The 23,858-nt window shown below is 71.6% G+C and carries 20 protein-coding genes; 11 read left to right on the top strand and 9 right to left on the bottom strand.

What is annotated here, in order from left to right:
• Positions 1 to 65 precede the first annotated feature (65 nt).
• A complete protein-coding gene (locus tag E1298_RS09000; RefSeq protein WP_131891009.1) occupies positions 66 to 1,136 on the top strand; it encodes an NAD(P)H-dependent amine dehydrogenase family protein in 1,071 nt (356 codons plus the stop codon).
• 15 nt (positions 1,137 to 1,151) lie between these two features.
• Here the strand turns inward: E1298_RS09000 and E1298_RS09005 are convergent, their stop codons facing one another.
• Positions 1,152 to 1,835, bottom strand: a complete 684-nt coding sequence (locus E1298_RS09005; protein WP_131891011.1) for a DedA family protein — start codon at positions 1,833 to 1,835, stop codon at positions 1,152 to 1,154.
• A 188-nt stretch (positions 1,836 to 2,023) separates the two neighbouring features.
• Between E1298_RS09005 and E1298_RS09010 the strand changes: the two genes are divergently transcribed.
• On the top strand, positions 2,024 to 2,944 hold the full coding sequence (locus E1298_RS09010) for a glutathione S-transferase family protein (protein WP_131891014.1): 921 nt from the start codon (positions 2,024 to 2,026) through the stop codon (positions 2,942 to 2,944).
• Here the strand turns inward: E1298_RS09010 and E1298_RS09015 are convergent.
• Entirely contained in the window at positions 2,931 to 4,019 is a 1,089-nt protein-coding gene (locus tag E1298_RS09015) for a serine/threonine-protein kinase (protein ID WP_243725467.1), read from the bottom strand. The genes E1298_RS09010 and E1298_RS09015 overlap by 14 nt on opposite strands.
• Before the next feature lie 132 nt (positions 4,020 to 4,151).
• Here E1298_RS09015 and E1298_RS09020 point away from each other — a divergent pair, with 132 nt between their 5' ends.
• The 5 genes from E1298_RS09020 (at position 4,152) to E1298_RS09040 (ending at position 10,774) form a co-directional block, all read left to right on the top strand.
• Complete coding sequence (locus E1298_RS09020) at positions 4,152 to 4,823, top strand: AIM24 family protein (protein WP_131891020.1); 672 nt, start codon at positions 4,152 to 4,154, stop codon at positions 4,821 to 4,823.
• Between the two features lie 250 nt (positions 4,824 to 5,073).
• Complete coding sequence (locus E1298_RS09025; protein WP_131891023.1) at positions 5,074 to 8,799, top strand: multifunctional oxoglutarate decarboxylase/oxoglutarate dehydrogenase thiamine pyrophosphate-binding subunit/dihydrolipoyllysine-residue succinyltransferase subunit; 3,726 nt, start codon at positions 5,074 to 5,076, stop codon at positions 8,797 to 8,799.
• A gap of 141 nt (positions 8,800 to 8,940) precedes the next feature.
• A complete protein-coding gene (locus E1298_RS09030; protein WP_131891026.1) occupies positions 8,941 to 9,123 on the top strand; it encodes a DUF6104 family protein in 183 nt (60 codons plus the stop codon).
• 99 nt (positions 9,124 to 9,222) lie between these two features.
• The gene (locus E1298_RS09035) at positions 9,223 to 10,047 is read left to right on the top strand and encodes a DUF4097 family beta strand repeat-containing protein (RefSeq protein WP_131891027.1); all 825 of its coding nucleotides are present in this window, start codon (positions 9,223 to 9,225) and stop codon (positions 10,045 to 10,047) included.
• A 1-nt stretch (position 10,048) separates the two neighbouring features.
• Positions 10,049 to 10,774, top strand: coding sequence for a PadR family transcriptional regulator (locus tag E1298_RS09040; RefSeq protein ID WP_131891030.1), 726 nt, complete (start codon positions 10,049 to 10,051; stop codon positions 10,772 to 10,774).
• 58 nt (positions 10,775 to 10,832) lie between these two features.
• On the opposite strand, the gene E1298_RS09045 is transcribed toward E1298_RS09040, so the two are convergent.
• The 4 genes from E1298_RS09045 to E1298_RS09060 all read right to left on the bottom strand — a co-directional run bounded on the left by E1298_RS09045 (position 10,833) and on the right by E1298_RS09060 (position 14,573).
• Entirely contained in the window at positions 10,833 to 11,801 is a 969-nt protein-coding gene (locus E1298_RS09045; protein ID WP_131891032.1) for a zinc-binding dehydrogenase, read from the bottom strand.
• A gap of 108 nt (positions 11,802 to 11,909) precedes the next feature.
• The gene (locus E1298_RS09050; protein WP_279498009.1) at positions 11,910 to 12,692 is read right to left on the bottom strand and encodes an amino acid ABC transporter ATP-binding protein; all 783 of its coding nucleotides are present in this window, start codon (positions 12,690 to 12,692) and stop codon (positions 11,910 to 11,912) included.
• Positions 12,689 to 13,660, bottom strand: a complete 972-nt coding sequence (locus E1298_RS09055) for an amino acid ABC transporter permease (protein WP_131891035.1) — start codon at positions 13,658 to 13,660, stop codon at positions 12,689 to 12,691. The genes E1298_RS09050 and E1298_RS09055 overlap by 4 nt, the downstream gene beginning before the upstream one ends.
• Before the next feature lie 4 nt (positions 13,661 to 13,664).
• Positions 13,665 to 14,573, bottom strand: coding sequence for an ABC transporter substrate-binding protein (locus tag E1298_RS09060; protein WP_131891038.1), 909 nt, complete (start codon positions 14,571 to 14,573; stop codon positions 13,665 to 13,667).
• Between the two features lie 380 nt (positions 14,574 to 14,953).
• Here E1298_RS09060 and E1298_RS09065 point away from each other — a divergent pair, with 380 nt between their 5' ends.
• Together E1298_RS09065 and E1298_RS09070 are read left to right on the top strand one after the other, a co-directional pair.
• The gene (locus E1298_RS09065; RefSeq protein ID WP_131891041.1) at positions 14,954 to 16,141 is read left to right on the top strand and encodes an NAD(P)-dependent malic enzyme; all 1,188 of its coding nucleotides are present in this window, start codon (positions 14,954 to 14,956) and stop codon (positions 16,139 to 16,141) included.
• A 207-nt stretch (positions 16,142 to 16,348) separates the two neighbouring features.
• Positions 16,349 to 16,921, top strand: a complete 573-nt coding sequence (locus tag E1298_RS09070) for a CGNR zinc finger domain-containing protein (protein ID WP_131891044.1) — start codon at positions 16,349 to 16,351, stop codon at positions 16,919 to 16,921.
• On the opposite strand, the gene sodX is transcribed toward E1298_RS09070, so the two are convergent.
• Positions 16,813 to 17,280 carry a nickel-type superoxide dismutase maturation protease gene (sodX, locus tag E1298_RS09075; protein WP_243725468.1) on the bottom strand — a complete coding sequence of 156 codons (468 nt, stop codon included), beginning with the start codon at positions 17,278 to 17,280 and terminating at the stop codon, positions 16,813 to 16,815. The genes E1298_RS09070 and sodX overlap by 109 nt on opposite strands.
• A 193-nt stretch (positions 17,281 to 17,473) precedes the next feature.
• Here sodX and sodN point away from each other — a divergent pair, with 193 nt between their 5' ends.
• Together sodN and E1298_RS09085 are read left to right on the top strand one after the other, a co-directional pair.
• Entirely contained in the window at positions 17,474 to 17,875 is a 402-nt protein-coding gene (gene sodN, locus E1298_RS09080) for a superoxide dismutase, Ni (protein ID WP_207944521.1), read from the top strand.
• Between the two features lie 126 nt (positions 17,876 to 18,001).
• On the top strand, positions 18,002 to 19,444 hold the full coding sequence (locus tag E1298_RS09085) for a M1 family metallopeptidase (protein ID WP_131891049.1): 1,443 nt from the start codon (positions 18,002 to 18,004) through the stop codon (positions 19,442 to 19,444).
• Between the two features lie 46 nt (positions 19,445 to 19,490).
• Here E1298_RS09085 and E1298_RS09090 read toward each other — a convergent pair whose 3' ends face one another.
• Together E1298_RS09090 and E1298_RS09095 are read right to left on the bottom strand one after the other, a co-directional pair.
• On the bottom strand, positions 19,491 to 20,726 hold the full coding sequence (locus tag E1298_RS09090) for an enolase C-terminal domain-like protein (protein WP_131891052.1): 1,236 nt from the start codon (positions 20,724 to 20,726) through the stop codon (positions 19,491 to 19,493).
• Between the two features lie 23 nt (positions 20,727 to 20,749).
• Positions 20,750 to 23,848: a glycoside hydrolase family 38 N-terminal domain-containing protein gene (locus tag E1298_RS09095; RefSeq protein WP_131891055.1), complete on the bottom strand. Its 3,099-nt coding sequence runs from the start codon at positions 23,846 to 23,848 to the stop codon at positions 20,750 to 20,752.
• Positions 23,849 to 23,858 lie beyond the last annotated feature (10 nt).

Here is a 23,858-nt window from a genome sequence, read left to right on the forward strand (position 1 = left end):
GCGGCCACCTCGCTGTACCGCTGTCCCCCCGCCGCAGCCGCGAGGAGCACGGAGGTTCCGTCTCGATGCATCCGGCCGACGCGATCCCGCCGAGTCCCCGCCCGTACCGCGTCGTGCAGTGGGCCACGGGAACGCTCGGGACCAGCGTGCTCCGGAGCGTCCTGGACCATCCCGGTCTGGAGCTGGCCGGGGTGTGGGTGCACAGCCCCGCCAAGGCGGGTCTGGACGCCGGCGCGCTGGTGGACCGCCCGCCGACCGGGGTGCGCGCCACCCAGGAGCTCGCCGACATCCTCGATCTGGACGCCGACTGCGTCGTCTACTCCCCCGGCAGGGCGGGCGACCCGTTCTCCGAGCTCGACACGATCTGCGCCCTGCTGTCGTCCGGCAAGAACCTCATCTGCCTGAACGGGCTCGTCTACCCGTACGCGCACGGCCCGTACCTGGCGACCGAGCTGGAGCAGGCGTGCAAGCGCGGCGGCGTGTCGGTGCACGGCAGCGGGTTCCTCGGAGGCTTCATGGCCGACGTCATGCCGCTGGTGCTGTCGCGGCTGTCCCGGCGGATCACCCACGTCTACGCCCGGCAGTGCCTCGACCTGTCCCGGCACCCGTCGTGGCGGATGGTCCACCGCGTGCTGGGCTTCGGCAAGCAGGAGGACGCCTACATGTGCTCGCTGCGCCCGGCGCGCACCGCCATGCGGGCGCTGTTCTCCGAGAGCCTGCACCTGGTGGCGGCCGGGCTCCGCCTCGACCTGGACGACATCGACGTGGACGTCGACTACCGGCTCGCCGGGGCCGACCTGGACATCGCGGCCGGGCGGATCCCCCGCGACACGGTGGCGGCGGCCCGCTGGACGTTCAGCGGCCTGGCCGGCGGGCGCCCGGCGATCACGCTGGAGGTGATCCAGAAGGCCGACGCCCTGCGGATCCCCGACTGGGGCCGCCCGGGGTACGCCGTCCGCGTGCACGGCCTGCCGTCGCTCACGCTGACGACCGACGAGGACTGGGTGTCGGACGACATCTCCGCCGCGGCGGCCCACGCGCTCAACTCGATCCCCGTGGTCTGCGCCGCCGAGCCCGGCATCCGGACGTACCTGGACCTGCCGTTGGTCACCGGCCGCATGGAGGTAGACCGGTAGGAGGGGCTCTGAGCCTCAGGGACGGGTCCGCTCCAGGGCGCCCTCGGCCGCCTCCTCAGCCGCCTCTTCGGCCTCGACCTCGGCCTCCTCGTCGGCCTCCCGGCGGTGCTTGCGGACGCTCCACACCACCAGCGCGACGACGGCGGCCACCGCGAGCCCGATCGCCAGGCCGCGTCCCGCCAGCTTGGCCGCGTGGTCGAACGCCTCGCCGGCGAAGAAGCCGCCGAGCGTGAACGTCAGCACCCAGACGACGCCGCCGATCACGTTGAACAGCAGGAACTTCGAGTACGGCAGCCGCGAGCTGCCGACCAGCGCGGGCATCAGCGCCCGCAGCAGCGCGGTGAACCGGCCGATGAACACCGCGAAGGCGCCCCGGCGGCGGATGAGGTCCTGCGCCTTGTGGACCTTGGCCCGGTGCTTGCTCATCGCCCGGGTCTCCAGCAGCCTCGTCCCGTACCTGCGGCCGATCTCGTAGCCGACCGAGTCGCCGGCGACCGCCGCGACGACCGAGATCACCAGCAGCAGCGGCAGGGACAGCTTGTCCTGGCTCGCCAGGACACCGCCGACCACGATGGCGGTCTCGCCGGGGAAGACGAAGCCGAAGAACAGCGCCGCCTCGGCGAACACCAGGGCGGCGATGAGGAGGTAGATCAGGGATGGCGGCAGCCCGTCCACCAGGGCGTTGAAGTTCTCCATCATGTGCTGGCCGCCACCTCGTCCCCTCGCGCCCGCCGCCGTTGGAGGGCCTGCTTCGCACCGGCGTGCCGGCTGTCGACCGACCGGCACAGGCTACCGACGGTTATCGTAGCCGTGAGGTTCCCAGGGCCGGATCCCTCGCAAGGAGGACGACCGGGGGGCCGGGCCGACGACCTTCGGAGGAGACCGGCATGACCGCACAGGAATTCGCCCGCGGCCGCTTCGTCCGGCAGGCGAACCGGTTCACCGACGTGATCACCGCGGACGGCTCCAGCGGGTATCCGGCCGAATCCGGCCGCTACCGGCTCTTCGTCTCCTACGCGTGCCCGTGGGCGCACCGCACGCTGATCGTCCGGCGGCTGCTGGGCCTGGAGGACGCGATCGGCGTCGGCGTCGTGGACCCCATCCGGGACGAGCGCGGCTGGCGGTTCCCCGACCGCGACCCGGTGACCGGGGCCGTCTTCCTCTCCGAGCTGTACCTGTCCAGCGACCCCTCGTTCGAGGGCCGGTACACCGTCCCCTGCGTCTGGGACACGGTGTCGGGACGGCTGGTCACCAACGACTTCCCGGCGATCACCACGACGCTGGAGACCGAGTTCGCCGCCCACCACCGGGCGGGTGCGCCGGACCTGTACCCGGTGGCGCTGCGCCCCGAGATCGACGAGCTGAACGAGCTGGTCTACACGACCGTCAACAACGGGGTCTACAAGGCCGGGTTCGCCACCGCGCAGGACGCCTACGAGGAGGCGTTCGACGCCCTCTTCGCGACGCTCGACCTGCTGGAGGAGCGGCTGGCCGGCCGCCGCTACCTGTTCGGCGACGCCATCACCGAGGCCGACGTGCGGCTCTACCCGACGCTCGCGCGCTTCGACGCCGTCTACCACGCCCACTTCAAGTGCAACCTGCGGCGGCTGGCCGACTACCCGAACCTGTGGGCGTACGCGCGCGACCTGTACTCGGTGCCCGCGTTCGGCGAGACCACGGACTTCGACCACATCAAGCGGCACTACTACGTGACGCAGACCGCCATCAACCCGTCCCAGGTCGTCCCGAAGGGCCCGCTCGTCGACTGGACGGCCCCGCACGGCCGCGAGCGCCTCAGCCAGGGCTGAGCAGCACCAGCAGCGCCCCGACCAGCAGCAGCGCGATCCCGGAGTAGGCGAGGACGCCGCCCGCCCGCCAGCGGGCCCCGCCCGGACGGGCCGAACGCTCCGGGGACTCGGCGCGCACCGTCCCCCCGGCGACCGCCTCCAGCGGCGACGTGCGCCCGGCGGGCGCCGGGCGCGCCGTATCGGCCCTGGTCAGGGCGGAGCCCGCGTCAGGGGCGAGGTCGGCCGGCGCCTGCTCGTCCCCTCCGATCGCGAGGAGCATGGCCTCGGCGGCGTCCGCCCGCAGACGGCGCTCCGGGTCCTTGTCGAGCAGCCCCTCCAGGACGGGACGGAGCGGCCCCGCATAGGGCGGGACGACCGGCTCCTCCGACAGCACGGCGCCGAACACCGCCACAGGGTCGTCGCGCTGGAACGGCGGACGCCCCGTCACGGCGGCGAAGAGCGTCGCGCCCAGCGCCCAGAGGTCCGAGGCGGGCAGCGCGGGCTCGCCGCGGATGCGCTCGGGCGCGATGTAGGCGGGCGAGCCGAGCAGCGTCCCCGGCTGCGTGAGGCCGGCGTCCCCCTCGATGACGGCGATCCCGAAGTCGCTCAGCACCGCGCGGTCCCCGGGCCCGACCAGCACGTTCCCCGGCTTGACGTCGCGGTGCAGGATCCCGGCCGCGTGCGCCGCGCCGAGCGCCCCGGCGATCTGCCGCCCGATCCGCGCGGCGCGCTCCGGCGGCAGCGGCCCGTCCCGCCTGGTCACCTCCAGCAGCGACCGGGCATGGACGAGCTCCATCACCACCCAGGGCCGCCCGTCCTCCTCCACGACGTCGAAGACGGTGACCACGGACGGATGGGACAGCCGGGCCGCCGACCTGGCCTCGCGGACCGCCCGCAGCGGCAGCGCCGGCCGCCCGTGCTCGTCCAGGCCCGGCGGGGCCGGCACCTCCTTGACGGCCACGTCGCGGTCCAGGACCTCGTCCCGCGCCCGCCACACGACGCCCATGCCGCCGCGGCCGAGCTCCGCCAGCAGCCGGTACCGGCCGGCGATCCTCCTGCCCGCGCCGGCGAGGGCGGGCGCTCCATCGCGTGTCACGCCCGTCATTCGTTCCCGGGTCCCGGATGGATTGCCTTGCCGGGCGGGAGGTTCAAGACTGGTGCCGCACCGTCGTTATGCTGACGGATCTCCAGATAGATCCCCACGACGGATACGAAAGGCCAGCCGACCATGCGCAGCCAGTTCTTCGGAAACATCGACCAGGGGCAGCAACTCCCCGGCCACTTCGCCCTTCAGAACTCCAAGATGCTCCGCGTCCACCTGAACGGCGACGTCCTGGCGCGGCAGGGGTCCATGGTCGCCTTCCAGGGCCAGATGGAGTTCGACTACGAGGGCTCCGGCGGCGTCGGCAAGTTCCTCAAGAAGGCCCTGACGGGCGAGGGCGTGCCGCTGATGCGCGTCAAGGGGCAGGGCCTGCTGTTCGTCGCCAACGACGCCGACGACATCCACCTGTTCTACCTGGAGAACGAGGGCATCACCGTCAACGGCGCCAACATCCTCGCCTACGACTCGCACCTGCAGTCCGACATCCAGCGCGTCCAGGGCGCCGGGATCGCCGCGGGCGGCCTGTTCAACACCACGCTGCAGGGCACCGGCTGGGTGGCGCTCACCACGCACGGCACGCCCGTCATGCTCGACTGCGGCCGCGCCCCGACGTTCGCCGACGGCCAGTCCGCGGTCGCGTGGAGCACCAGCCTCCAGGTCGGCGTCAACCGCACCTTCAAGGCGTCCGCGCTGATCGGCCGCGGCAGCGGCGAGGCCATGCAGCTGGCCTACCAGGGCCAGGGCTTCGTGCTCATCCAGGCCAGCGAGGGCCCGACCGTCCCGCCGCACACGCACTGACCGGCCACCGCCCCCTCCGGGGGGCCTGGGGACAAACCCCAGACGAGCACGTCCTGACGGCGCTGACCCGGGTCCCGGCCGGTTCAGTGGATCTTGCCGAAGGCGCGGCCACGGCTTCGGCAGGATCGACCGTACCGGCCGGGTCGCGGGCGGGGGTCGCCCCGCGCTGGCGTGGGTGAGGTGCAAGTGCGAGTAGCCTTGTTGCGTCTCATAACTCACCTGCGAGCTGCGGAAGAGGGCGATCTCCGCCGTGTCGACAGAGTCGTCGCAAACTAGTGCCGACCCAAAGATCACAGATTTCGGTGCCAACGAGTGGCTGGTCGACGAGCTGTACCAGAAGTACCTCGAAGACCCGAACTCGGTTGACGAGGCCTGGTGGAACTTCTTCGCGGACTACCAGCCGGACAGCCGGCCCACGTCCGTGATCTCCGCGTCCCCCGGGGCGCCCCAGGCCACCGAGAGCGCGGCCGCCAAGGCCGCCAACGGCACCGCGGCCGCTCCGCCGACACCGCAGCGGCCGGTGACCGCCCCGAAGGCCCCCGCCAAGGACGCCCCCAAGGACGGCGGCAAGGCCGCCGCCAAGCCGGCCCCGCCGCCGGTGCCCACCGGCGCCGAGGAGGTCAGGCTGCGCGGCGTCGCCGCCAGGACGGCCGCCAACATGGAGGCCAGCCTCGGGGTGCCGACCGCGACGAGCGTGCGCGCGGTCCCGGCCAAGCTGCTGATCGACAACCGCATCGTCATCAACAACCACCTCAAGCGCGGCCGCGGCGGCAAGGTCTCCTTCACCCACCTCATCGGGTACGCGATCGTCAGGGCGCTCACCGCGATGCCGGAGATGAACGCCGCGTTCACCGAGGTCGACGGCAAGCCGGTGCTGGTCAGGCCCGAGCACGTCAACTTCGGGCTGGCCATCGACCTGCGCAAGGACGACGGCCAGCGGCAGCTGGTGGTGCCGAGCATCAAGGCCGCCGACGCGCTGGACTTCCGCCAGTTCTGGGCCGCCTACGAGGAGATCGTCCGCAAGGCCCGCGGCAACAAGCTCACGATCGAGGACTACCAGGGCACCACGATCAGCCTGACGAACCCGGGCACGATCGGCACCGTCCACTCGGTGCCGCGGCTGATGCCGGGCCAGGGCACGATCATCGGCGTGGGCGCCATGGAGTACCCGGCCGAGTTCGCCGGCGCGTCCAGCGACACGCTGTCGCGCATGGGGATCAGCAAGGTCATGACGCTGACCTCCACCTACGACCACCGGATCATCCAGGGCGCGCAGTCCGGCGACTTCCTGCGCCGCATCCACGAGCTGCTGCTCGGCGAGGACGGCTTCTACGACGAGATCTTCGAGGCCCTGCGCATCCCGTACGAGCCGGTGCGCTGGGTCAAGGACATCTCCGCCTCCCACGAGGAGGACGTCGCCAAGGTCGCCCGCGTCCACGAGCTGATCCACGCCTACCGGGTCCGCGGCCACCTGATGGCCGACACCGACCCGCTGGAGTACAAGCAGCGCCGCCACCCCGACCTCGACATCCTCAAGCACGGCCTCACCCTGTGGGACCTGGAGCGCGAGTTCGCGACCGGCGGGTTCGGCGGCAAGCCGACCATGAAGCTGCGCGACATCCTCGGCGTGCTGCGGATGGCCTACTGCCGGACGGTCGGCATCGAGTACATGCACATCCAGGACCCCGAGGAGCGGGCCTGGATCCAAGAGCGCGTCGAGGTCCCGCACGACAAGCCGTCGCGCGAGGAGCAGCTGCACGTGCTGCGCCGCCTCAACAGCGCCGAGGCGTTCGAGACGTTCCTGCAGACGAAGTTCGTCGGGCAGAAGCGGTTCTCGCTGGAGGGCGGCGAGTCCGTCATCCCGCTGCTGGACTCGGTGATCTCGGCGGCGGCCCAGGACAGCCTGGACGAGGTCGTCATCGGCATGGCGCACCGCGGCCGGCTGAACGTGCTGGCCAACATCGTCGGCAAGTCCTACGGGCAGATCTTCGGCGAGTTCGAGGGCAACCTCGACCCGCGCAGCGCGCAGGGCTCCGGCGACGTCAAGTACCACCTGGGCGCCTCCGGCGACTTCGTCGCGGGCGACGGCTCCAAGATCCACACCGAGCTGGTCGCGAACCCGTCCCATCTGGAGACCGTCGACCCGGTGCTGGAGGGCGTCGTCCGCGCCAAGCAGGACCTCCTGGACGTCGGCGAGGCCGGCTTCAGCGTGCTGCCGATCCTGATCCACGGCGACGCCGCGTTCGCCGGGCAGGGCGTGGTGGCCGAGACGCTGAACCTGTCGCAGCTGCGCGGCTACCGCACCGGCGGCACCGTGCACGTCGTGATCAACAACCAGGTGGGCTTCACCACCGCCCCCGAGTACTCGCGCTCCAGCGTCTACTCGACGGACGTGGCCCGGATGATCCAGGCGCCGATCTTCCACGTCAACGGCGACGACCCCGAGGCGTGCGCCCGCGTGGCGCGGCTGTCGTTCGAGTACCGGCAGACGTTCAAGAAGGACGTCGTCATCGACATGATCTGCTACCGGCGGCGGGGCCACAACGAGACCGACAACCCCTCGTTCACCCAGCCGCTGATGTACGACCTGATCGACGCCAAGCGCTCGGTGCGCAAGCTCTACACCGAGGCGCTGATCGGCCGGGGCGACATCACGGTCGAGGAGGCCGAGCAGGCGCTGCGCGACTACCAGGAGCAGCTGGAGCGGGCGTTCACCGAGACCCGCGAGGCGGTCAAGAAGCCCCTCGAACCGGGCTCGGTCGTGAAGCCGGACGTCGAGGAGCGCATCCCGATCGACCACGCGTCGGCCGGGTCGGCGATCCCGCCGGAGACCGTCAAGCGGATCATCGAGTCCCAGGTCAACCTGCCGGAGGGCTTCAACATCCACCCGCGGCTCCAGCCGATCCTGCAGCGCCGCGCCCAGATGATCGAGGACGACGCGATCGACTGGGCCACCGGCGAGCTGCTCGCGCTGGGCTCGCTGCTGATCGACGGCCACCCGGTCCGCCTCGTCGGCCAGGACACCCGGCGCGGCACGTTCGGCCAGCGGCACTCGGTGCTGTTCGACCGCAAGACCGGCGAGGAGTACTCCCCGCTCAAGCAGTTCGGGCAGGGCGTGTCGAAGTTCTACGTGCACGACTCGCTGCTCAGCGAGTACGCGGCGATGGGCTTCGAGTACGGCTACTCCATGACCCGCCCGGACGCGCTGGTCGCGTGGGAGGCGCAGTTCGGCGACTTCGCCAACGGCGCCCAGTCGATCATGGACGAGTACATCTCGTCCGGCGAGCAGAAGTGGGGCCAGCACTCCAGCATCGTGCTGCTGCTGCCGCACGGCTACGAGGGCCAAGGCCCGGACCACTCGTCCGCGCGCATCGAGCGGTACCTCCAGCTGTGCGCGCAGGACAACATGACCGTGGTCTACCCGACCACCCCGGCGAACTACTTCCACCTGCTGCGCTGGCAGGTGCTGTCGGGCCGGGGCAAGCCGCTGATCGTGTTCACGCCGAAGTCGCTGCTGCGGCACAAGGCCGCGACGTCGGCGGTCGAGCAGGTCACGCGGGGCGCGTTCCAGCCGGTGATCCCGGAGGTCGACCCGTCGATCGACGCGGCGGGCGTGCGGCGGGTGCTGCTGACCACCGGCAAGATCTACTACGACGTGGTGAACGCGCGCGACGCGGCGGGCGCCGCCGACACCGCGGTCGTCCGGGTCGAGCGGCTGTACCCGCCGCCGGTCGACGAGATCCGGGCCGAGCTGGCGAAGTACCCGGGCGGCACCGAGGTCGTCTGGGTCCAGGACGAGCCGGCCAACATGGGCGCCTGGCCGTTCATGGCGCTCAAGCTGCCGCACCACATCGAGGGGCTGAAGCTGTCGCGGGTGTCGCGCCCGGCGTCCTCGTCCCCCGCGGTGGGCTCGGCGAAGCTGCACCAGGCGGAGCAGGAGGCGCTGCTCGGCCGCCTGTTCGGCGACCAGAAGTAGCGGGAGGCGGATCCGAGGGCTCCGGTGCGCACGTGCGCGCCGGGGCTCTCGGCGTCTCGCCCCGGAACACCGAGCCCAGAGCAGGCCCGGGAACGCAGAGCCCAGGAAACGCAGCCCAGGAAACGCAGAGAGAGCCGCGCCATGTACTTCACCGACAGGGGCATCGAGGAGCTCGCCGACCGCAGGGGGGCCGAGGAGGTCAGCCTGACCTGGCTGGCCGAGCGCCTGCGCGAGTTCGTCGACCTCAACCCCGAATTCGAGACGCCCGTCGAGCGCCTCGCCACGTGGCTGGCCCGGCTGGACGACGAGGACGAGGACGGCTGACCCGGATCGGCGCGGCGACTACGCGATACATCTTGACTTCTGGTTGACGCGACATATCGTGTTCATCGACAGGAGCGCTCGGACGAAGGGCACAACGCGATGTCGCGCTGGACGATCGACGAACCGACGACCCTCGACTTCGACGGCGTCGTCGCGCTGCGGGCGACGCTGATCGCGGGGAGCGTGTCGGTGCTCGCCTCCGACGAACGGCCGTCCATCCAGATCGGCGAGGTCGAGGGCCCGCCGCTGGTGATCGGCCACGAGGCGGGCATGCTGACGATCACCCACGAGCGGCTCTGGGAGGGCGTGCTGAGCTGGCTGCGCACGCACCGGTGCCGCGCGGCCATCACGGTGACGCTCCCGCACGACTGCCCCGTCGTCCTCAACCTGGTGTCGGCGGACGCGCTGATCACCGGGATGACCGCCCGCACGTCCATCAAGAGCGCCTCGGGCGACGTGACGCTCGACGGGGTGCTCGGCAGCATCGACGCCAACACCGTCTCCGGCGTCATCGAGGCGCAGGGCCTGGACGGGACCGTGTCGTTCACCTCGGTGTCCGGCGACCTGTCGGTGGCGGGCGGGTCCGTCGACCGGATGGGGGCGCGGACGGTCAGCGGCCGCATCGCCGCCGACGTCGACCTGATCGGCGAGAGCCGCGTCGACGTCAACACGGTCTCCGGGGAGGTCGCGCTGCGCGTCCCCGGGTCCGCCGGCGCGCAGGTCTCGCTGAACTCGGTGACGGGGCGCGTCGAGACGTCCTTCCCCGAGCTCGGCCGGGTGGAGCGGCCCGTCGCCCGCGGCGTCACCGGCAAGATCGGGGACGGCTCGGGGCGGCTCTGGGTCAACACGGTGTCCGGATCGATCACGCTGCTCGGCCGCGAGGACGACGCACCGGAGATCATCACTCCCCGAATGGAGAAGTGAGTTGAGCCCCGTTTTCGGCCACGGCCGCCTGCGGCTGTACCTGCTGAAGCTGCTGGAGGAGAGCCCGCGGCACGGCTACGAGGTGATCCGGCTCCTCCAGGACCGGTTCCTCGGGGTGTACTCGCCCTCCCCCGGCACGATCTACCCGCGGCTGGCCCGGCTGGAGGCCGAGGGCCTCGTCACGCACGAGGTCGTCAAGGGCAAGAAGGTCTACTCGCTGACCGACAAGGGCCGCGAGGAGCTGGAGCGGCGCATGGACGAGCTGGCCGAGCTGGAGGAGGAGCTCACCGCCTCGGCCCAGGAGTTCGCGCGCGGCGTCCAGCAGGACGTCCGGCAGACGGTCCGGTCGCTGCGCGAGGAGCTCACCCAGGCGGCCCGGACGATGCGTGAGGAGGGCGCGGCCACGTCCAAGGAGTCGTGGCGGGAGACCAGCGAGCGCCAGAAGGACGAGTGGAAGCGGCAGAAGGAGTACTGGCGCGAGCAGAAGCAGGCGTGGAAGCAGGAGTGGCAGCAAAACTGGCAGGACGCCTGGAAGACGGCGACCGGCAGCAGCGAGGACATCGCCCGCCTCAAGCTGGAGCGGCTGCTCCGCAAGTTCGTCGAGGACGTCCGCAAGGGCGCCAAGCACTCCCGGCTCGACGAGGAGGGCCTCGCCGCCGTGCAGTCCCTCCTGGAGGAGACGCGGGCGCGGCTCAGGAGCGAGGTCTTCCGCGACGACGGGTGGTGACCGGGGCGCCGTCCCCCGGCCCTCGCCCCGTCACCGCCCGTCCCGCGCGTCCCGCGCGTCAGGGCGTGAAGACGATCTTGCCGAAGAGGTCGCCGCCGGCCATCGCGGCGAAGCCCTCCCGCGCCCGGCCGAGCGGCAGCGTCCGGTCGATCGGCGGGCGCGTGCCCGTCTTCACCAGGAACCGCGCCAGCCGCTCCAGCTGCGCCCGCGTCCCCATGGTGGAGCCGACGACCTGGAGCTGGAGGAAGAACACCCGGTTCAGCTCGGCGGGCGGCACCGCGCCGCTCGTGGCGCCGGAGACGACGATCCGCCCGCCGGGGCGCAGCGACTTCAGCGAGTGCGACCACGTCGCCTCGCCGACGGTCTCGATCACCGCGTCCACCCGCTCGGGCAGCCGGGCGCCGGGCTCCAGCACCGCGTCCGCGCCGAGCTCGGCCGCGCGCTCGCGCTTGGCCCCGCTGCGGCTCGTCGCGTAGACACGGAACCCGGCCGCCGAGGCCAGCGCGATGGCCGCGGTCGCGACGCCGCCGCCCGCGCCCTGCACCAGGACGGACGAGCCGGGCTGCAGGGCGGCCTTGTCGAACAGCATCCGGTAGGCGGTGAGCCACGCCGTCGGGAGGCAGGCCGCCTCCTCGAAGGTCAGCTCGGCCGGTTTGGGGACGAGGTTGCGGCGCGGCACGGCGACCCGCTCGGCCAGCGTCCCCGGGTGCAGCTCCGACAGCAGCGTCCGCTTGGGGTCGAGCGTCTCGTCACCGCCGCCCCGCTCCGGGTCGCCGATCACCGCGTGCACGATGACCTCCGCGCCGTCCTCGTCCACCCCGGCGGCGTCGCAGCCGAGGATCATCGGGAGCCGGTCGGCGGGGAGCCCGACGCCCTTGAGCGACCACAGGTCGTGGTGGTTGAGCGCGGCGGCCTTCACCGTGACGGTGGTCCAGCCCTCCGGGACGTCGGGTTCGGGACGCTCCCCCAGCGTCAGCCCGTCCAGCGGATCCTCTGCGTCGATGCGCGTGGCAGTGACAGCGAACATGCCCGCACACTAACCGGCCGCCCCGGACGCGGAACGGCCCGCCCCCGCGCTCGGGGACGGGCCGCCGCCGATCGCCGTCAGAGGCCCTTCGCCGTCAGAGGATCTTCGTTAGAGCACCTTGGACAGGAAGTCCTGCGTGCGGCGGTGCTGGGGGTTGGACAGGACGTCGCCCGGGGTGCCCTTCTCGACGACGATGCCGTCGTCCATGAAGACCAGCGAGTCGCCGACCTCGCGGGCGAAGCCCATCTCGTGGGTCACGACCATCATGGTCATGCCGTCGACGGCGAGCTGCTTCATGACCTCCAGGACCTCGCCGACGAGCTCGGGGTCCAGCGCGGAGGTCGGCTCGTCGAACAGCATCAGCTTGGGGTCCATCGCGAGGGCCCGGGCGATGGCGACCCGCTGCTGCTGCCCGCCGGACAGCTGCGAGGGGTAGGTGTCCACCTTGTCGGCCAGGCCGACCCGCTCCAGGAGCTGCGCGCCCCGCTCGCGGGCCTTGGCCTTGCTCTGCCCGCGGACCCGGATCGGCGCCTCGCAGACGTTCCCCATGGCGGTCATGTGCGGGAAGAGGTTGAAGCGCTGGAAGACCATGCCGATCTCGCGGCGCTGCGCCGAGACCTCCTTGTCGCGCAGCTCGTAGAGCTTGTCGCCCTTCTGCCGGTAGCCCATCAGATGGCCGTTCACCCAGAGCCGCCCCGCGTCGATCTTCTCCAGGTGGTTGACGCAGCGCAGGAAGGTCGACTTGCCCGACCCGGACGGGCCGATGACGCACATGACCTCGCCCGGCCTGACCTCCAGGTCGATGCCCTTGAGCACGTCCACCCGGCCGAAGTGCTTGTGCACCGCCTCGGCCTTGACCATCAGGTCCGCGGCGACGTTCGGCCCGCTCATCCTCCGCCTCCCCCACTGCCGAAGCCGAGCGCCCGGAATCCGGCCCGCTTCTCCTTGGAGACCCCCGAGCCGCGGGCGAAATGGCGTTCGAGGTAGTACTGGGCGACCAGCAGGAAGCTGGTCAGGAACAGGTACCACATGCAGGAGGCGACCAGCATCGGGAACACGTTGAACTCCTTGTCCCCGACCGACTTGAGCTGGAAGAACAGCTCGTTGGTGACCGGGACGAAGGCGACGAGCGAGGTGTCCTTGAGCATCGCGATGGTCTCGTTGCCCGTCGGCGGCACGATCACGCGCATGGCCTGCGGCAGCACGATCCGCCGCAGGGTCTGCATGCGGGACATGCCGAGGGCCCCGGCGGCCTCGCTCTGGCCGGGGTCGACCGACAGCATGCCCGCCCGGACGATCTCGGCCATGTAGGCGCCCTCGGACAGCGCCAGCGCGAGCAGACCGGCCATGAAGCCGGTCAGGAACGTGTTGGCGTTGATGGTGAACAGCGTGCCGTCGACGTCGACGCCGATCAGGTCGCCGACCTGCCTGGAGAAGGGCACCCCGCCCACGTGGTACTTGGCGTACAGGATCCCCATGTTGCCGAACAGGATCGCCAGCACCAGCCGGGGCACGGCCCGGAAGAACCAGGTGTAGAGCCACGCGCTCCCGCTGAGGATCGGGTTGCCCGACAGCCGCATGACGGCCATGACGATGCCGATCACCACACCGATGATCATCGAGAAGACCGTCAGCAGCACCGTGGTGCGGACGCCCTCGACGATGTTGGGGCGGAAGGCGTTGTCGATGATGAACGACCACTGGAAGGCCTTGTTCGTGACGAGCATGTGCACGAACATCGCGGCCAGCAGGGCCAGCACGGCCACCGCCACCCAGCGGCCCGGATGCCGGACGGGCACGGCCTTGATGGCCGCGGGCCGCGCCTCGTCCGGCTTCGCGGTGTCAGCTGACTCGGTCATCTGGTCAGGATGCCTTCGGGTTCACGGCCGGATCGGTGATGGCCCCCTTGGAGACCTTCCACTTGTCCAGGATCTGCTTGTAGGTCCCGTCCGCGATGATCGCCTTGTAGGCGCCCGCGACCGCCTCGGCGAACTGCGTCTGGCCCTTCTTGAGCGCGACGCCGTAGGGCGTCTGGCCGTAGGGCTCGCCGAGCAGCTCCAGCTGGCCCTTGGCCTTGTCGACGGCGTCGACGAAGACGGGGTAGTCGGCGGAGCCGGCGTCGTCCTTGCCGGACACGACCGCCGCCGTGGCCGTGCTCTGGTCCTGGAACTGGTCGATCTTGATGCCCGGCTTGCCGCCCTTCTTGCAGGCCGCGTCCTTGACCTTCAGGTCGTCGACCTCGACGGTGCCGGTCTGGACGGCGACCTTCTTGCCGCAGGCGTTGTCCGGCTGGACCCCCTGCGGGTTGCCCTTCTTCACCACCCACTGGATCGGCGAGTTGAAGTAGCTCACCATCTCGGTGTCCTTCAGCCGCTCGGGGTTGATCGTGAGCGAGGAGATGCCGGCCTCGTACTTGCCGGACTTCACACCGGTGATCACGCCCGTGAACGGCGTGGTGATCCACTGCGTCTTGAGCCCGAGCTTGGCGGCGGCCGCGTCGAACAGGTCGATGTCGAAGCCGATGGCCTTGTTGTTCTCCAGGAACTCGGCGGGGGCGTAGGTGGTGTCGGAGCCGACCTTGACGACCCCGTCCGACTTGATCTCGGCCGGGACGAGGGCCACCAGCTTCTGGTCCGGGCCGCTCTTCGGCGTGATGGACGCCGTCGGCTCGGTGGACTCCTTCTTCTCGCCACATGCGGACAGGGCGAGGGCGCCCGTCAGCACGAGCGCGCTCGCCGCGATGGCGCGGCGGCGCAGAGAACCGATGATCACGGGTCCCCCTCCAGGTGGTTTCGCCGGATCCGCTGGATCCGTTGGCAAGTGCACATTTTGGCGTACACCGGGCCTGATCTGGATTAAGGGTCCGAAACAATCGGACAACGAGGTAGCCCCGGGCCCGCCCAGCCGCCCGCGGTGCCCACTCTAAGCGATCTGCCGGCCGCCCCCCGTCATCAAGATCCTTTGGATCCGTCCCGGCCCCGGGCGGCGGCCGCCGCGGCCGCGATCCCCGGGCCGGGCGGGAGGAGGTGTGGCACAATCGGACAACGGGTGACCCCCGTACGTCGCGAGATGTCCACCAGGTGATCAGGCCACCCGACCACACCACCGCGGCGGCATCGCCCGAAAGCCAACTTTCACTGACAGGGGTCGCTGTGGCTTCCGAGCCCATTCCCACCGAACACTCCCTCGACGACGATCCGGCCTTTCCGCTGCACCGCGGCGGCAAGCTGGAAATGCGGTCGACCATCCCGGTCCGCAACGCCGACGACCTTTCGCTCGCCTACACGCCCGGGGTCGCGCGCGTCTGCACCGCGATCGCCGACAACCCCGAGCTGGCCTACGAGTACACGTGGACGTCCCGGGTCGTCGCGGTCGTCACCGACGGCACCGCGGTCCTCGGCCTCGGCGACATCGGCCCGGCCGCGTCCATGCCCGTGATGGAGGGCAAGTCGCTGCTGTTCAAGGAGTTCGCCGGCGTCGACTCCGTGCCGATCGCCCTGAGCTGCACCGGCGTGGACGAGATCGTCGAGACGGTGATCCGGCTGGCGCCCAGCTTCGGCGGCATCAACCTGGAGGACATCAGCGCCCCGCGCTGCTTCGAGATCGAGGACCGGCTGCGCGCCGCGCTCGACATCCCCGTCTTCCACGACGACCAGCACGGCACCGCGATCGTGGCGCTGGCCGCCCTCACCAACGCCGCGCGCCTGGTCGGCAAGCCGCTCTCGGAGCTGCGCGCCGTCGTCGCCGGCGCGGGCGCGTCCGGCATCGCGGTCTCCCAGATCCTCATCGAGGCCGGCATCGGCGACATCGCCCTGTCCGACAGCAAGGGCCTGGTCTACGAGGGACGCGACGGGCTGAACCCCGTGAAGCGGCGGATCGCCGCGATCACCAACCGGTCCCGGCTGACCGGCTCCACGGAGGAGGCGCTGCGCGGCGCCGACGTGTTCATCGGGCTGTCCGGCAGCACCGTCCACGAGTCGTGCGTCGCCACGATGTCGGAGAACGCGATCGTGTTCGCGCTGTCCAACCCGACCCCGGAGGTCCAGCCCGAGGTGGCGCGGCGGCACGCCCGCGTCGTCGCCACCGGCCGCAGCGACTTCCCGAACCAGATCAACAACGTGCTGGCCTTCCCCGGCATCTTCCGCGGGGCGCTGGACGTGCGCGCGCACTCGATCACCGAGGGCATGAAACTGGCGGCCGCGGACGCGCTCGCCGGCATCGTCGGCGACGACCTGACGGCCGACTACGTGATCCCGGGCCCGTTCGACGACCGGGTCGCCCCGGCCGTCACCGCCGCCGTGGCCGCACAGGCCCGCGCGGAGGGCGTCAACCGGATCTGATCCGGTGGACCAATTCCCCGATCTCTTTCTGTGAAGGCCCGTGCCCCGCTGGGGCACGGGCCTTCCTCATGCCCCGCCATGGCACGAACAATTCGCCGGTTGCGGACATCGCCGGCCGGAGGATATTTAAAGTAGCGGTGTAATTCTCGCCACGGGGGAATGACACTGGGGATTCGCCCGATCAGGCCGGACTCGTCAGGAGCGAATGTGGACCTCGCCTCTTACGCAGACCTGGCGATCGAGCTCGTGAACACGCAGCGCCCCCACCGGGACGAGCTGCGCGATCTCGAAGGGCTGCGGGCCCTGCTGCTGCGCCGGCCGCACCTTGAGGGGCGGACGGCGCACCGCGATCTCGACGCCATCCGCGAGCTGCGCGCGGAGCTGCGCGCCATCTTCGTCTCCGCCGACCGCGGGGACGCCGAGGACGCGATCGAGCGCCTCAACACCCTGCTCATCCGGCACCCGGTCCATCCGCAGATGGTCCGGCACGACGGCCAGGACTGGCACCTGCACTTCAACGAGGAGGGCTCGATCCCCGACCGCGTCGCCGCGCGCACCGCGATGGGCCTCGCGGCGAAGATCGGCTCCCAGGGGCTGGACCGGTTCGGGGTCTGCCAGGCGGACGGCTGCGGACGGGTGTACCTCGACGCGACGAGCAACCGGTCGCGGCGCTACTGCTCGGACCGCTGCGCCGGACGGTCGAGCGCGACCGCCGCCTGCCATCCGAGCGCGGCACGCGTGTCGATGCGCCGCGCGCCCGCGCGCGAGAGCGGCCAGTAGCGCGCGACGACCCGGCCGACGATGAGGTCGTCGGGCACGGCGCCGAAGTCCCAGCTGTCGCGGCGCCCCCGGGCGCGCTGGTTGTCGCTCTCCAGCCACCACCCGCCGTCCGCGCGGCGTGTCGCCCGCTTGACGATGAGGACGCCCGGCCGCTCGGGATGGCGGGCGACGACGAGGTCCCCCGCCGCGGGGACGGCGCCCGCGCGCACCACGAGCCAGTCGCCGGGGCGCAGCACCGGCAGCATCGAGTCGCCCGCGACCGCGACGGTCCGGAGCCGTCCCCTCGCCTTGACCAGCGCGAACAGCGCCGCACCGGCGAGCGTGCAGAGCGCGGCGCACCGCCTCCCTCGGTTCGGCATGGCCGTCCTCCCGGTCGGTCTCCGGCCGCATATCTCGGCGGGCAGCGGTGATGACACAGCTGGAGGGTTCCGGGCCGCGCGGCGGCCCGGGTCTTAGGCCGAAATACCGAGCGCCCTGGGCGTACGCCCCCAGGGGCACAAGGGTAATGTCGGTGACCTGAGCATGATCCGAAACGAGGGAAGGGAATCGCAGGTGTTGCTCAAGCTTCTGCGCCCGAAGACCACGGTCTCCGCGCACTGCGACCTGCCGTGTGGCGTCTACGACCCGGCGCAGGCCCGGATCGAGGCCGAGTCGGTCAAGGCGATCGCCGAGAAGTACGCGGCCAACGAGGACCCGGAGTTCCGCGCCCGGGCGATCCTGATCAAGGAGCAGCGTTCCCAGCTGGTCAAGGAGCACCTGTGGGTGCTGTGGACCGACTACTTCAAGCCGCCGCACTTCGAGAAGTACCCGCAGCTCCACCAGCTGTTCAACGAGGCGACCAAGCTCGCGGGCGCGTCCGGCACGAAGGGCAGCATGGACGTCAAGGCCGCCGAGGACCTGCTCGGCAAGATCGCGGAGATCGACAAGATCTTCTGGGAGACCAAGCAGGCGTAACGCGGCATCGCGCCTGGCCCACGGGGGCCGTCCGGGATTCGGACGGCCCCCGTGGCGTGTCCGGGGGTGATGACAATTCCCGACGAGGCGTGGTCTTCTATGGCGCACCCACAGGAAGGGGGATCCATGCAGCCAAGGATCCGATCCGCCCCGTTCACCGTCGCGGCCACCCTCACCGCGACCGCCTGTCTGCTGACGCCGGCGGTACCCGCCGCGGCCGCCGCCCCCACCCAGGGCCATGGCCACGGGCACCGCTTCACCCCCGGCGCGCCCGGCGTCGGCGACCGCTACTTCCCCCTGGAGGGGAACGGCGGGTACGACGTCCGCCACTACGACCTGGCGCTCGACTACACCCCCGCGTCCAACGCGCTGGTGGCCACCGCCCGCGTCACGGCCCGCGCGACGCAGAACCTCTCGCGGTTCGACCTCGACCTCAAGCAGCTCACCGTCTCCAGCGTGCGCGTGAACGGCCGCGCCGCCGCGTTCACACGCAAGGGCCAGGAGTTGGTCGTCACGCCGCCCGTCGGCCTGCGCAAGGGCGCCCGCTTCACCGTGACCGTCGCCTACGCGGGCAGCCCGCAGCCCGTCCAGCGGCCCGACCTCGGCAGGTTCGGCTGGATCAGGACGCCGGACGGCGCGTACGTCGTGTGCGAGCCCGATGGCGCGTCCACCTGGTTCCCCAGCAGCGACCACCCGACCGACAAGGCGACCTACACCTACCGGGTCACGGTCCCGAAGGGCACGCAGGTCCTGGCGAACGGCGAGCCCGGCGGCGAGACGACGCGGGGCGGCAAGTCCACGTTCGTCTGGCACGAGCGCTCCCCTATGGCGAGCTACCTGGCGATGCTGGCCATCGGGAAGTACACCGTCCAGAAGGGGAGGACCCGGCACGGCACCCCGGTCATCAGCGCGGTCGCCCCGAACCGCGCGGACGAGCTGAAGATCATCCACGAGAAGACGATCCAGGCGGTCGACTGGGAGGAGAAGGTCTTCGGCGAGTACCCGTTCACGTCCGTCGGCGGCATCCGGGTCGGCGTGGACGTGGCGTTCTCGCTGGAGACGCAAAGCCGCCCGATCTACGGCTACGAGCCCGACACGGCGACGATCGTCCACGAGCTGTCGCACCAGTGGTTCGGCAACAGCGTCAGCGTCAGGCGCTGGCAGGACATCTGGCTGAACGAGGGGTTCGCCACCTACGCGGAGTGGCTCTGGGACGAGCAGCACAGCGGCCCCACGGCGAAGTCGGCGTTCGACTTCCTCTACGAGCGGCCGGAGAGCTGGAGCAGCTACAAGGAGCTGTGGCTCGCCCGCAAGACCGGCGACCCTGGCCCGAACGAGCTGTTCACCATCACCCCGTACTGGCGCGGCGGGATGACCCTGCACGCCCTCCGGGAGCGGATCGGCGACAGGGCGTTCTTCGCGCTGCTGAAAGTGTGGACGCGGACGCACCGCAACGGCAACGTCACCACGGAGCAGTTCATCGCGCTGGCGGAGAGGATCTCGCACAAGCAGTTGGACGGGCTCTTCCACGCCTGGCTCTACACCAAGACCAAGCCCACCAAGTGGTAGACACTGGGCCGCCCGGACCCGTCCCCCAGGGCCGGGCGGCCCTCATTCAGGGAAGTAGGGCGAGGGGGACGGACGGGTCGGCCCAGCGGTCGTTGGGGACGAGCGGGTACCAGCCGGGGCGGCCGGGGTCGCGGTCGTAGGGGTAGCCGCCCAGTTCCTTGTAGAGCGCGGCGTACTCGGCGACCTTGTCGTGGTCCAGGCGGACGCCGAGGCCGGGACCGGACGGAACGGCGATCCTGCCGCCGGTGTAGCGCATCGGTCCGCCCTCGATCACGTCGTCGGCCAGGTGGTGGTAGTGCGCGTCGGCGGCGTAGGTGAGGTTCGGCAGGACGGCGCCGAGGTGCAGCATGGTGGCGAGCTGGATGCCCAGTTCCCCGGAGGAGTGCACGGCGACCCCGATCTGGAACGTCTCGCAGACCCCGGCGGCCTTCACGCAGGCGCGGATGCCGCCCCAGAAGGTGGTGTCGAGCAGCACGACGTCCGCGCCGCGGCGCAGGACGTTGGCGGCGAGCTGCTCGAAGTTGACCACGACGGTGTTGGTGGCGAGCGGCACGCCGACCCGCTCGCGGACGAGCCGGAGCCCCTCCAGGCCGAGGACGGGGTCTTCGAGGTAGTCGTTGTCGAGGTCCTCGATCGCCTTCCCGAACCGCAGGCCCTCCTCCAGGCTGAGCACCGAGTTCGGGTCGTAGCGCAGGCGGTCGCCCGGGAACGCCTTCGCGAGCGCCCGGTAGCACTCCAGCTCGTGGCCGGGCGGGAAGACGCCGCCCTTCAGCTTGTGGACGGTGAACCCGTGCTCGGCCTTGAGGGCACGGGCGTGCTCGACGAGCTGGTCCGGGGTGCGGATCTCCGGGGACCCGCCGGCGCCCGGGTAGCGGTAGAACAGGTAGGACGCGAACGGGACCGAGTCGCGGACGCGGCCGCCGAGCAGGTCGTACACGGGCACGCCGAGGTGCTGGCCGACGAGGTCCAGGCAGGCGAACTCGATCGCGGCGAGGATCTGGGTGCGGTTGTTGTACAGGCTCGCCGTCGGGTTGGCGATCTTGAAGCGGAGCGCCTCCAGCTCGAACGGGTCGTGCCCCGCCAGGTGCGGCGCTATCGCCTGGAACGCGGCCTCCGCGCTCTCGCCGCCGCCGCCCATCTCGCCGAGGCCGACCAGCCCGTTGTCGGCCTCGACCTCCACGATCGTGCGGACGAACCGGCCCCAGTGGGCGCCGTTGCTGTGCAGGAGCGGCGCCTCCAGCGGCACCGTCACCGTGGTGGCGCGGATTCCTGTGATCTTCATGTGCGGTCGTCCCCGATCTGCGCTCAGCGCCGAACGGTGACGGTGGCGACGCCGCAGGCCGGCAGCCGGACCGTCATCGTGCCGTCCCGGACGGGGAGCTCCGCCGGGTCACGCTCCAGGAGGCCGCTGAGCCGCGCGCTCGTCGCGCCGGGCACGCGCAGTCCCGTCTCCACCGGGTCCGCCGCGAGCGACTGGAGCCGGATGGCGAGGCCCTCGCCGTCCCGGGCGCGGCCGACGGAGGTGACGAGCACGTCCGGGTCGTCGACCTCCAGGAACGCGCCGGAGGCGGCGGCCTCCGCCGCGCCCGTCGCGAGGGTGGCGACGAACGGGTCGGTGACGCCCGCGGCGGTGCGGGCGCCCAGCCGGCGCCCGGACCCGGCCGCGCCGGAGGCGAACGCGTAGCGGAAGGTCGTCTCGCCCTGCTGCTGGGACGGGAAGTTGGTGTCCCAGATGTTGTTCAGCGCCCACGAGTAGACGGTGCCGTCCTCCTCGTCCAGCGTCGGCGGGAACGGCGCGTACGGCATGTGGATCGAGCCGAACTGGACGAGCGGCGCCTCCAGCGTCGCCCACGCCACGGTCAGCTCGGGGTCCTCGAACGCGACCCAGTGCCGGATCGGGCGCATGTGCTCGGCCGATCCGGGGACGCTCGGCACGCCGGTGCCGCCGACGCCGCCGGTCAGCTCCCAGGCGGCGGGCGGGCCGTCCACGGCGAACGGGAACGCGAAGAACACCGCCTCCTTGGCCGCCGTGGGCTGCTTGCCGAGCTGGTAGCGGACGTCCACGCGCGGGACCCCGGCGTACAGGTCGATGGTCGTGCGCAGCCAGTCGACGCCCTTGCCGTGCAGCTCCACGACGAGCCGCTCGCCCGCCGGGGTGCGCTCGCACCGGGCGACGGTGGCGTGGGCGGCCACGGCGCGGTCGCCGAGCATCGTCTTGTCGTGGACGAGCATGTGCCCGGACATGTGGTTGAAGTGCGGCGCGGTCGCGTACCGGTCGTAGATGTACTGGCCGAACCCGGCGACCGCCTCGGCGTTCACCAGCTCCCGGCCGAGGGTCTTGTCGAAGACCGAGGCGAGGTGCCCCTCCTTGAGGTCGTAGACGACGCGGTAGTACTCGTTCTCGATCGTCCCGTCCGCGCCGAGGTCGGCGGGCTCGGGCGAGGCGGCGCCCGGCTCGGCGCGGACGACGTCGAGGCGGACGTGGCCGTGCCCGGGGACGTCGGCCAGCACCGCCTCCAGGTGGCGGCCGATCGGGCGGGTGGGCCACTCCTCCGGGTCCACCTCCTCCTCGCGGTGCGGGACGGGCTCGCCGGTGCGGGCGTCCACGAGCGAGACCGGGACGTCCACCGCGACGACGTCGCGGGGCAGGAACGCGCGCGCCACGTCGGTGCGGGCGGCCGAGCCGGGGTTGACGACGAGGAACGAGGCGAGCGCGCCGGACGCGGGGCCGAACGTCGCGCCGAGCCGCCCGGCGCCCGCCTGGAGCAGGTCGAGCGCGTCGTCGTGCGCCTGGTAGCCGACCTGGGACTTGCGGGTCCACTGCAGGCCGCCGGAGTCGCCGCCCTCCTCCGCGTCCTCCCAGGGGTTGGCTGCGCCCCAGGTGTGCTCGTCGAACAGCGCCGCCCGGTCGTACGCCTCGTCGATCGCGGCGGGCGCGGCCGTCCGGTCGCCGCTGCGCTCGTCCGCGAGCGCGTGCAGCGTCTCGGCGGACCGCAGGACGTTCTGCGCGCGGCGGACATACCCCAGGGGGCGGGCGCCGGAGCCGAGGCCGTCGGCCCACCAGTCCGTCCAGTCGCCCTCGTGGGTCTGGAGCCGGTCGCCGTGGTGCTCCTCGACGTACTCGAAGAAGTCGGCGTTGGTGGCCATCCGCAGCCGCGGGTACGCCCACGTCTCGTTCCAGCGGTGGGCGATGTCGGCGGGGACGATGGACGGCCCGGCGTTGTCGGCGTGCGCGCCCTGCACGCGCAGGTGGACGGCGTCCAGGATGTCGGGGTCCTTGGCCGCGCCGACCTGGCCGGGCGCGGCGTACCAGCCGAACGTCCCGGGCCCGTACGGGTAGGGGCGGTCGGCGAGGGAGCCGAGGTAGCGCGGCAGCAGGTCCTCGGCGAGGTCGTAGCCGTCGACGAGGCCGACGGTGTTGCCCTCCATGTAGGCCATGCCGTGCGGGGTGTCGGTGAACCACACGATCAGTTCGCCGCCGCCCGGCGACCGCCACCGGAACGGGCGGCCGAGCCGGTCGCCGCCCGTGATGTACGGGACGGACCGCCCGGCCCAGTTGTGCGCGGCCGCCAGGTAGCGGACGCCCGCCGCGTTCAGCGCGTCCACCGTCCCGACGACGGCGCCCGGGATGTCGGTGTGCATGGCCGAGCGGACCTCGATGCCGTGGTCTCGCCGCAGGTCCGCGACGAAGCGGAGCTGGCGGTACAGCTCCTCCGTCGAGCACGCCTCCGTGTGCAGCTGCATCGGGAACGCGGTCACCTCGATGTTGCCCGCCCGGACCCGCTCGGCGAACTCGGCGACCTGGTCCTCGGGGCGGGTCGCCAGCCAGCGCAGCGCGGGCAGCGACGACTCCACCGACCAGCGGAACCGCGCGTCGTCCGGGCGCCCGTCGGTCTCGCGCGCCAGGCGCAGCGCCGCGTCCAGGTAGTCCAGATGGTGGCGGAGCACCGTGCCCTGCGTGTCGGTGTAGCCGATGTCCAGGTGCGAGTGGTGGACGACGAAGACGCTCCACTTGCGCTGCGGCGTGAGGTCGAGCGGCGCGGCCCCGACGAGACCGTCCGCGTCGCGCACCTCCAGGGTGACGCGGCGGGCGGCCTCCACCTCCGGGACGAGCAGCGTGACGGCCGCGCCCCCGTCCCCGGCGGCACCGTCGACCGTCGCGCTCGCGAGCACGTCCGCCCCGTCCTTCAGGGCCACCTCCGCCCCGCGTCCCCCGGACAGGGTCAGCCGGACGGCCTGCCGGAGCGCTCCGGCCCCGTCCCGTCTGAACAGCGGCAGCACCGCGGCGCGGACCGTCAGCCCGCGGACCGCGAGCACTTCGGTGGAGGTGTCGCGGCGCAGCGCGTCGCGGATCCCGTCGTAGTCGGGCGAGCCAAGGCTCGCCTGCAGCAGGCGACTCGTCATCGTTTCGCCG

It is taken from the genome of Actinomadura rubrisoli (assembly GCF_004349215.1).
GTDB classification, from domain to species: Bacteria; Actinomycetota; Actinomycetes; order Streptosporangiales; family Streptosporangiaceae; genus Spirillospora; species Spirillospora rubrisoli.

Bases quoted from the DNA above. Each gene is read 5' to 3' on its own strand.
- E1298_RS09030 (WP_131891026.1), top strand. From the start codon at position 8,941: ATGTACTTCACCGACAGGGGCATCGAGGAGCTCGCCGACCGCAGGGGG.
- E1298_RS09085 (WP_131891049.1), top strand. From the start codon at position 18,002: ATGCAGCCAAGGATCCGATCCGCCCCGTTCACCGTCGCGGCCACCCTC.
- E1298_RS09035 (WP_131891027.1), top strand. From the start codon at position 9,223: ATGTCGCGCTGGACGATCGACGAACCGACGACCCTCGACTTCGACGGC.
- E1298_RS09005 (WP_131891011.1), bottom strand. From the start codon at position 1,835: ATGATGGAGAACTTCAACGCCCTGGTGGACGGGCTGCCGCCATCCCTG.
- E1298_RS09095 (WP_131891055.1), bottom strand. From the start codon at position 23,848: ATGACGAGTCGCCTGCTGCAGGCGAGCCTTGGCTCGCCCGACTACGAC.
- E1298_RS09050 (WP_279498009.1), bottom strand. From the start codon at position 12,692: ATGAGCGGGCCGAACGTCGCCGCGGACCTGATGGTCAAGGCCGAGGCG.
- E1298_RS09090 (WP_131891052.1), bottom strand. From the start codon at position 20,726: ATGAAGATCACAGGAATCCGCGCCACCACGGTGACGGTGCCGCTGGAG.
- E1298_RS09055 (WP_131891035.1), bottom strand. From the start codon at position 13,660: ATGACCGAGTCAGCTGACACCGCGAAGCCGGACGAGGCGCGGCCCGCG.
- E1298_RS09020 (WP_131891020.1), top strand. From the start codon at position 4,152: ATGCGCAGCCAGTTCTTCGGAAACATCGACCAGGGGCAGCAACTCCCC.
- E1298_RS09045 (WP_131891032.1), bottom strand. From the start codon at position 11,801: ATGTTCGCTGTCACTGCCACGCGCATCGACGCAGAGGATCCGCTGGAC.
- E1298_RS09000 (WP_131891009.1), top strand. From the start codon at position 66: ATGCATCCGGCCGACGCGATCCCGCCGAGTCCCCGCCCGTACCGCGTC.
- sodX (WP_243725468.1), bottom strand. From the start codon at position 17,280: ATGCCGAACCGAGGGAGGCGGTGCGCCGCGCTCTGCACGCTCGCCGGT.
- E1298_RS09010 (WP_131891014.1), top strand. From the start codon at position 2,024: ATGACCGCACAGGAATTCGCCCGCGGCCGCTTCGTCCGGCAGGCGAAC.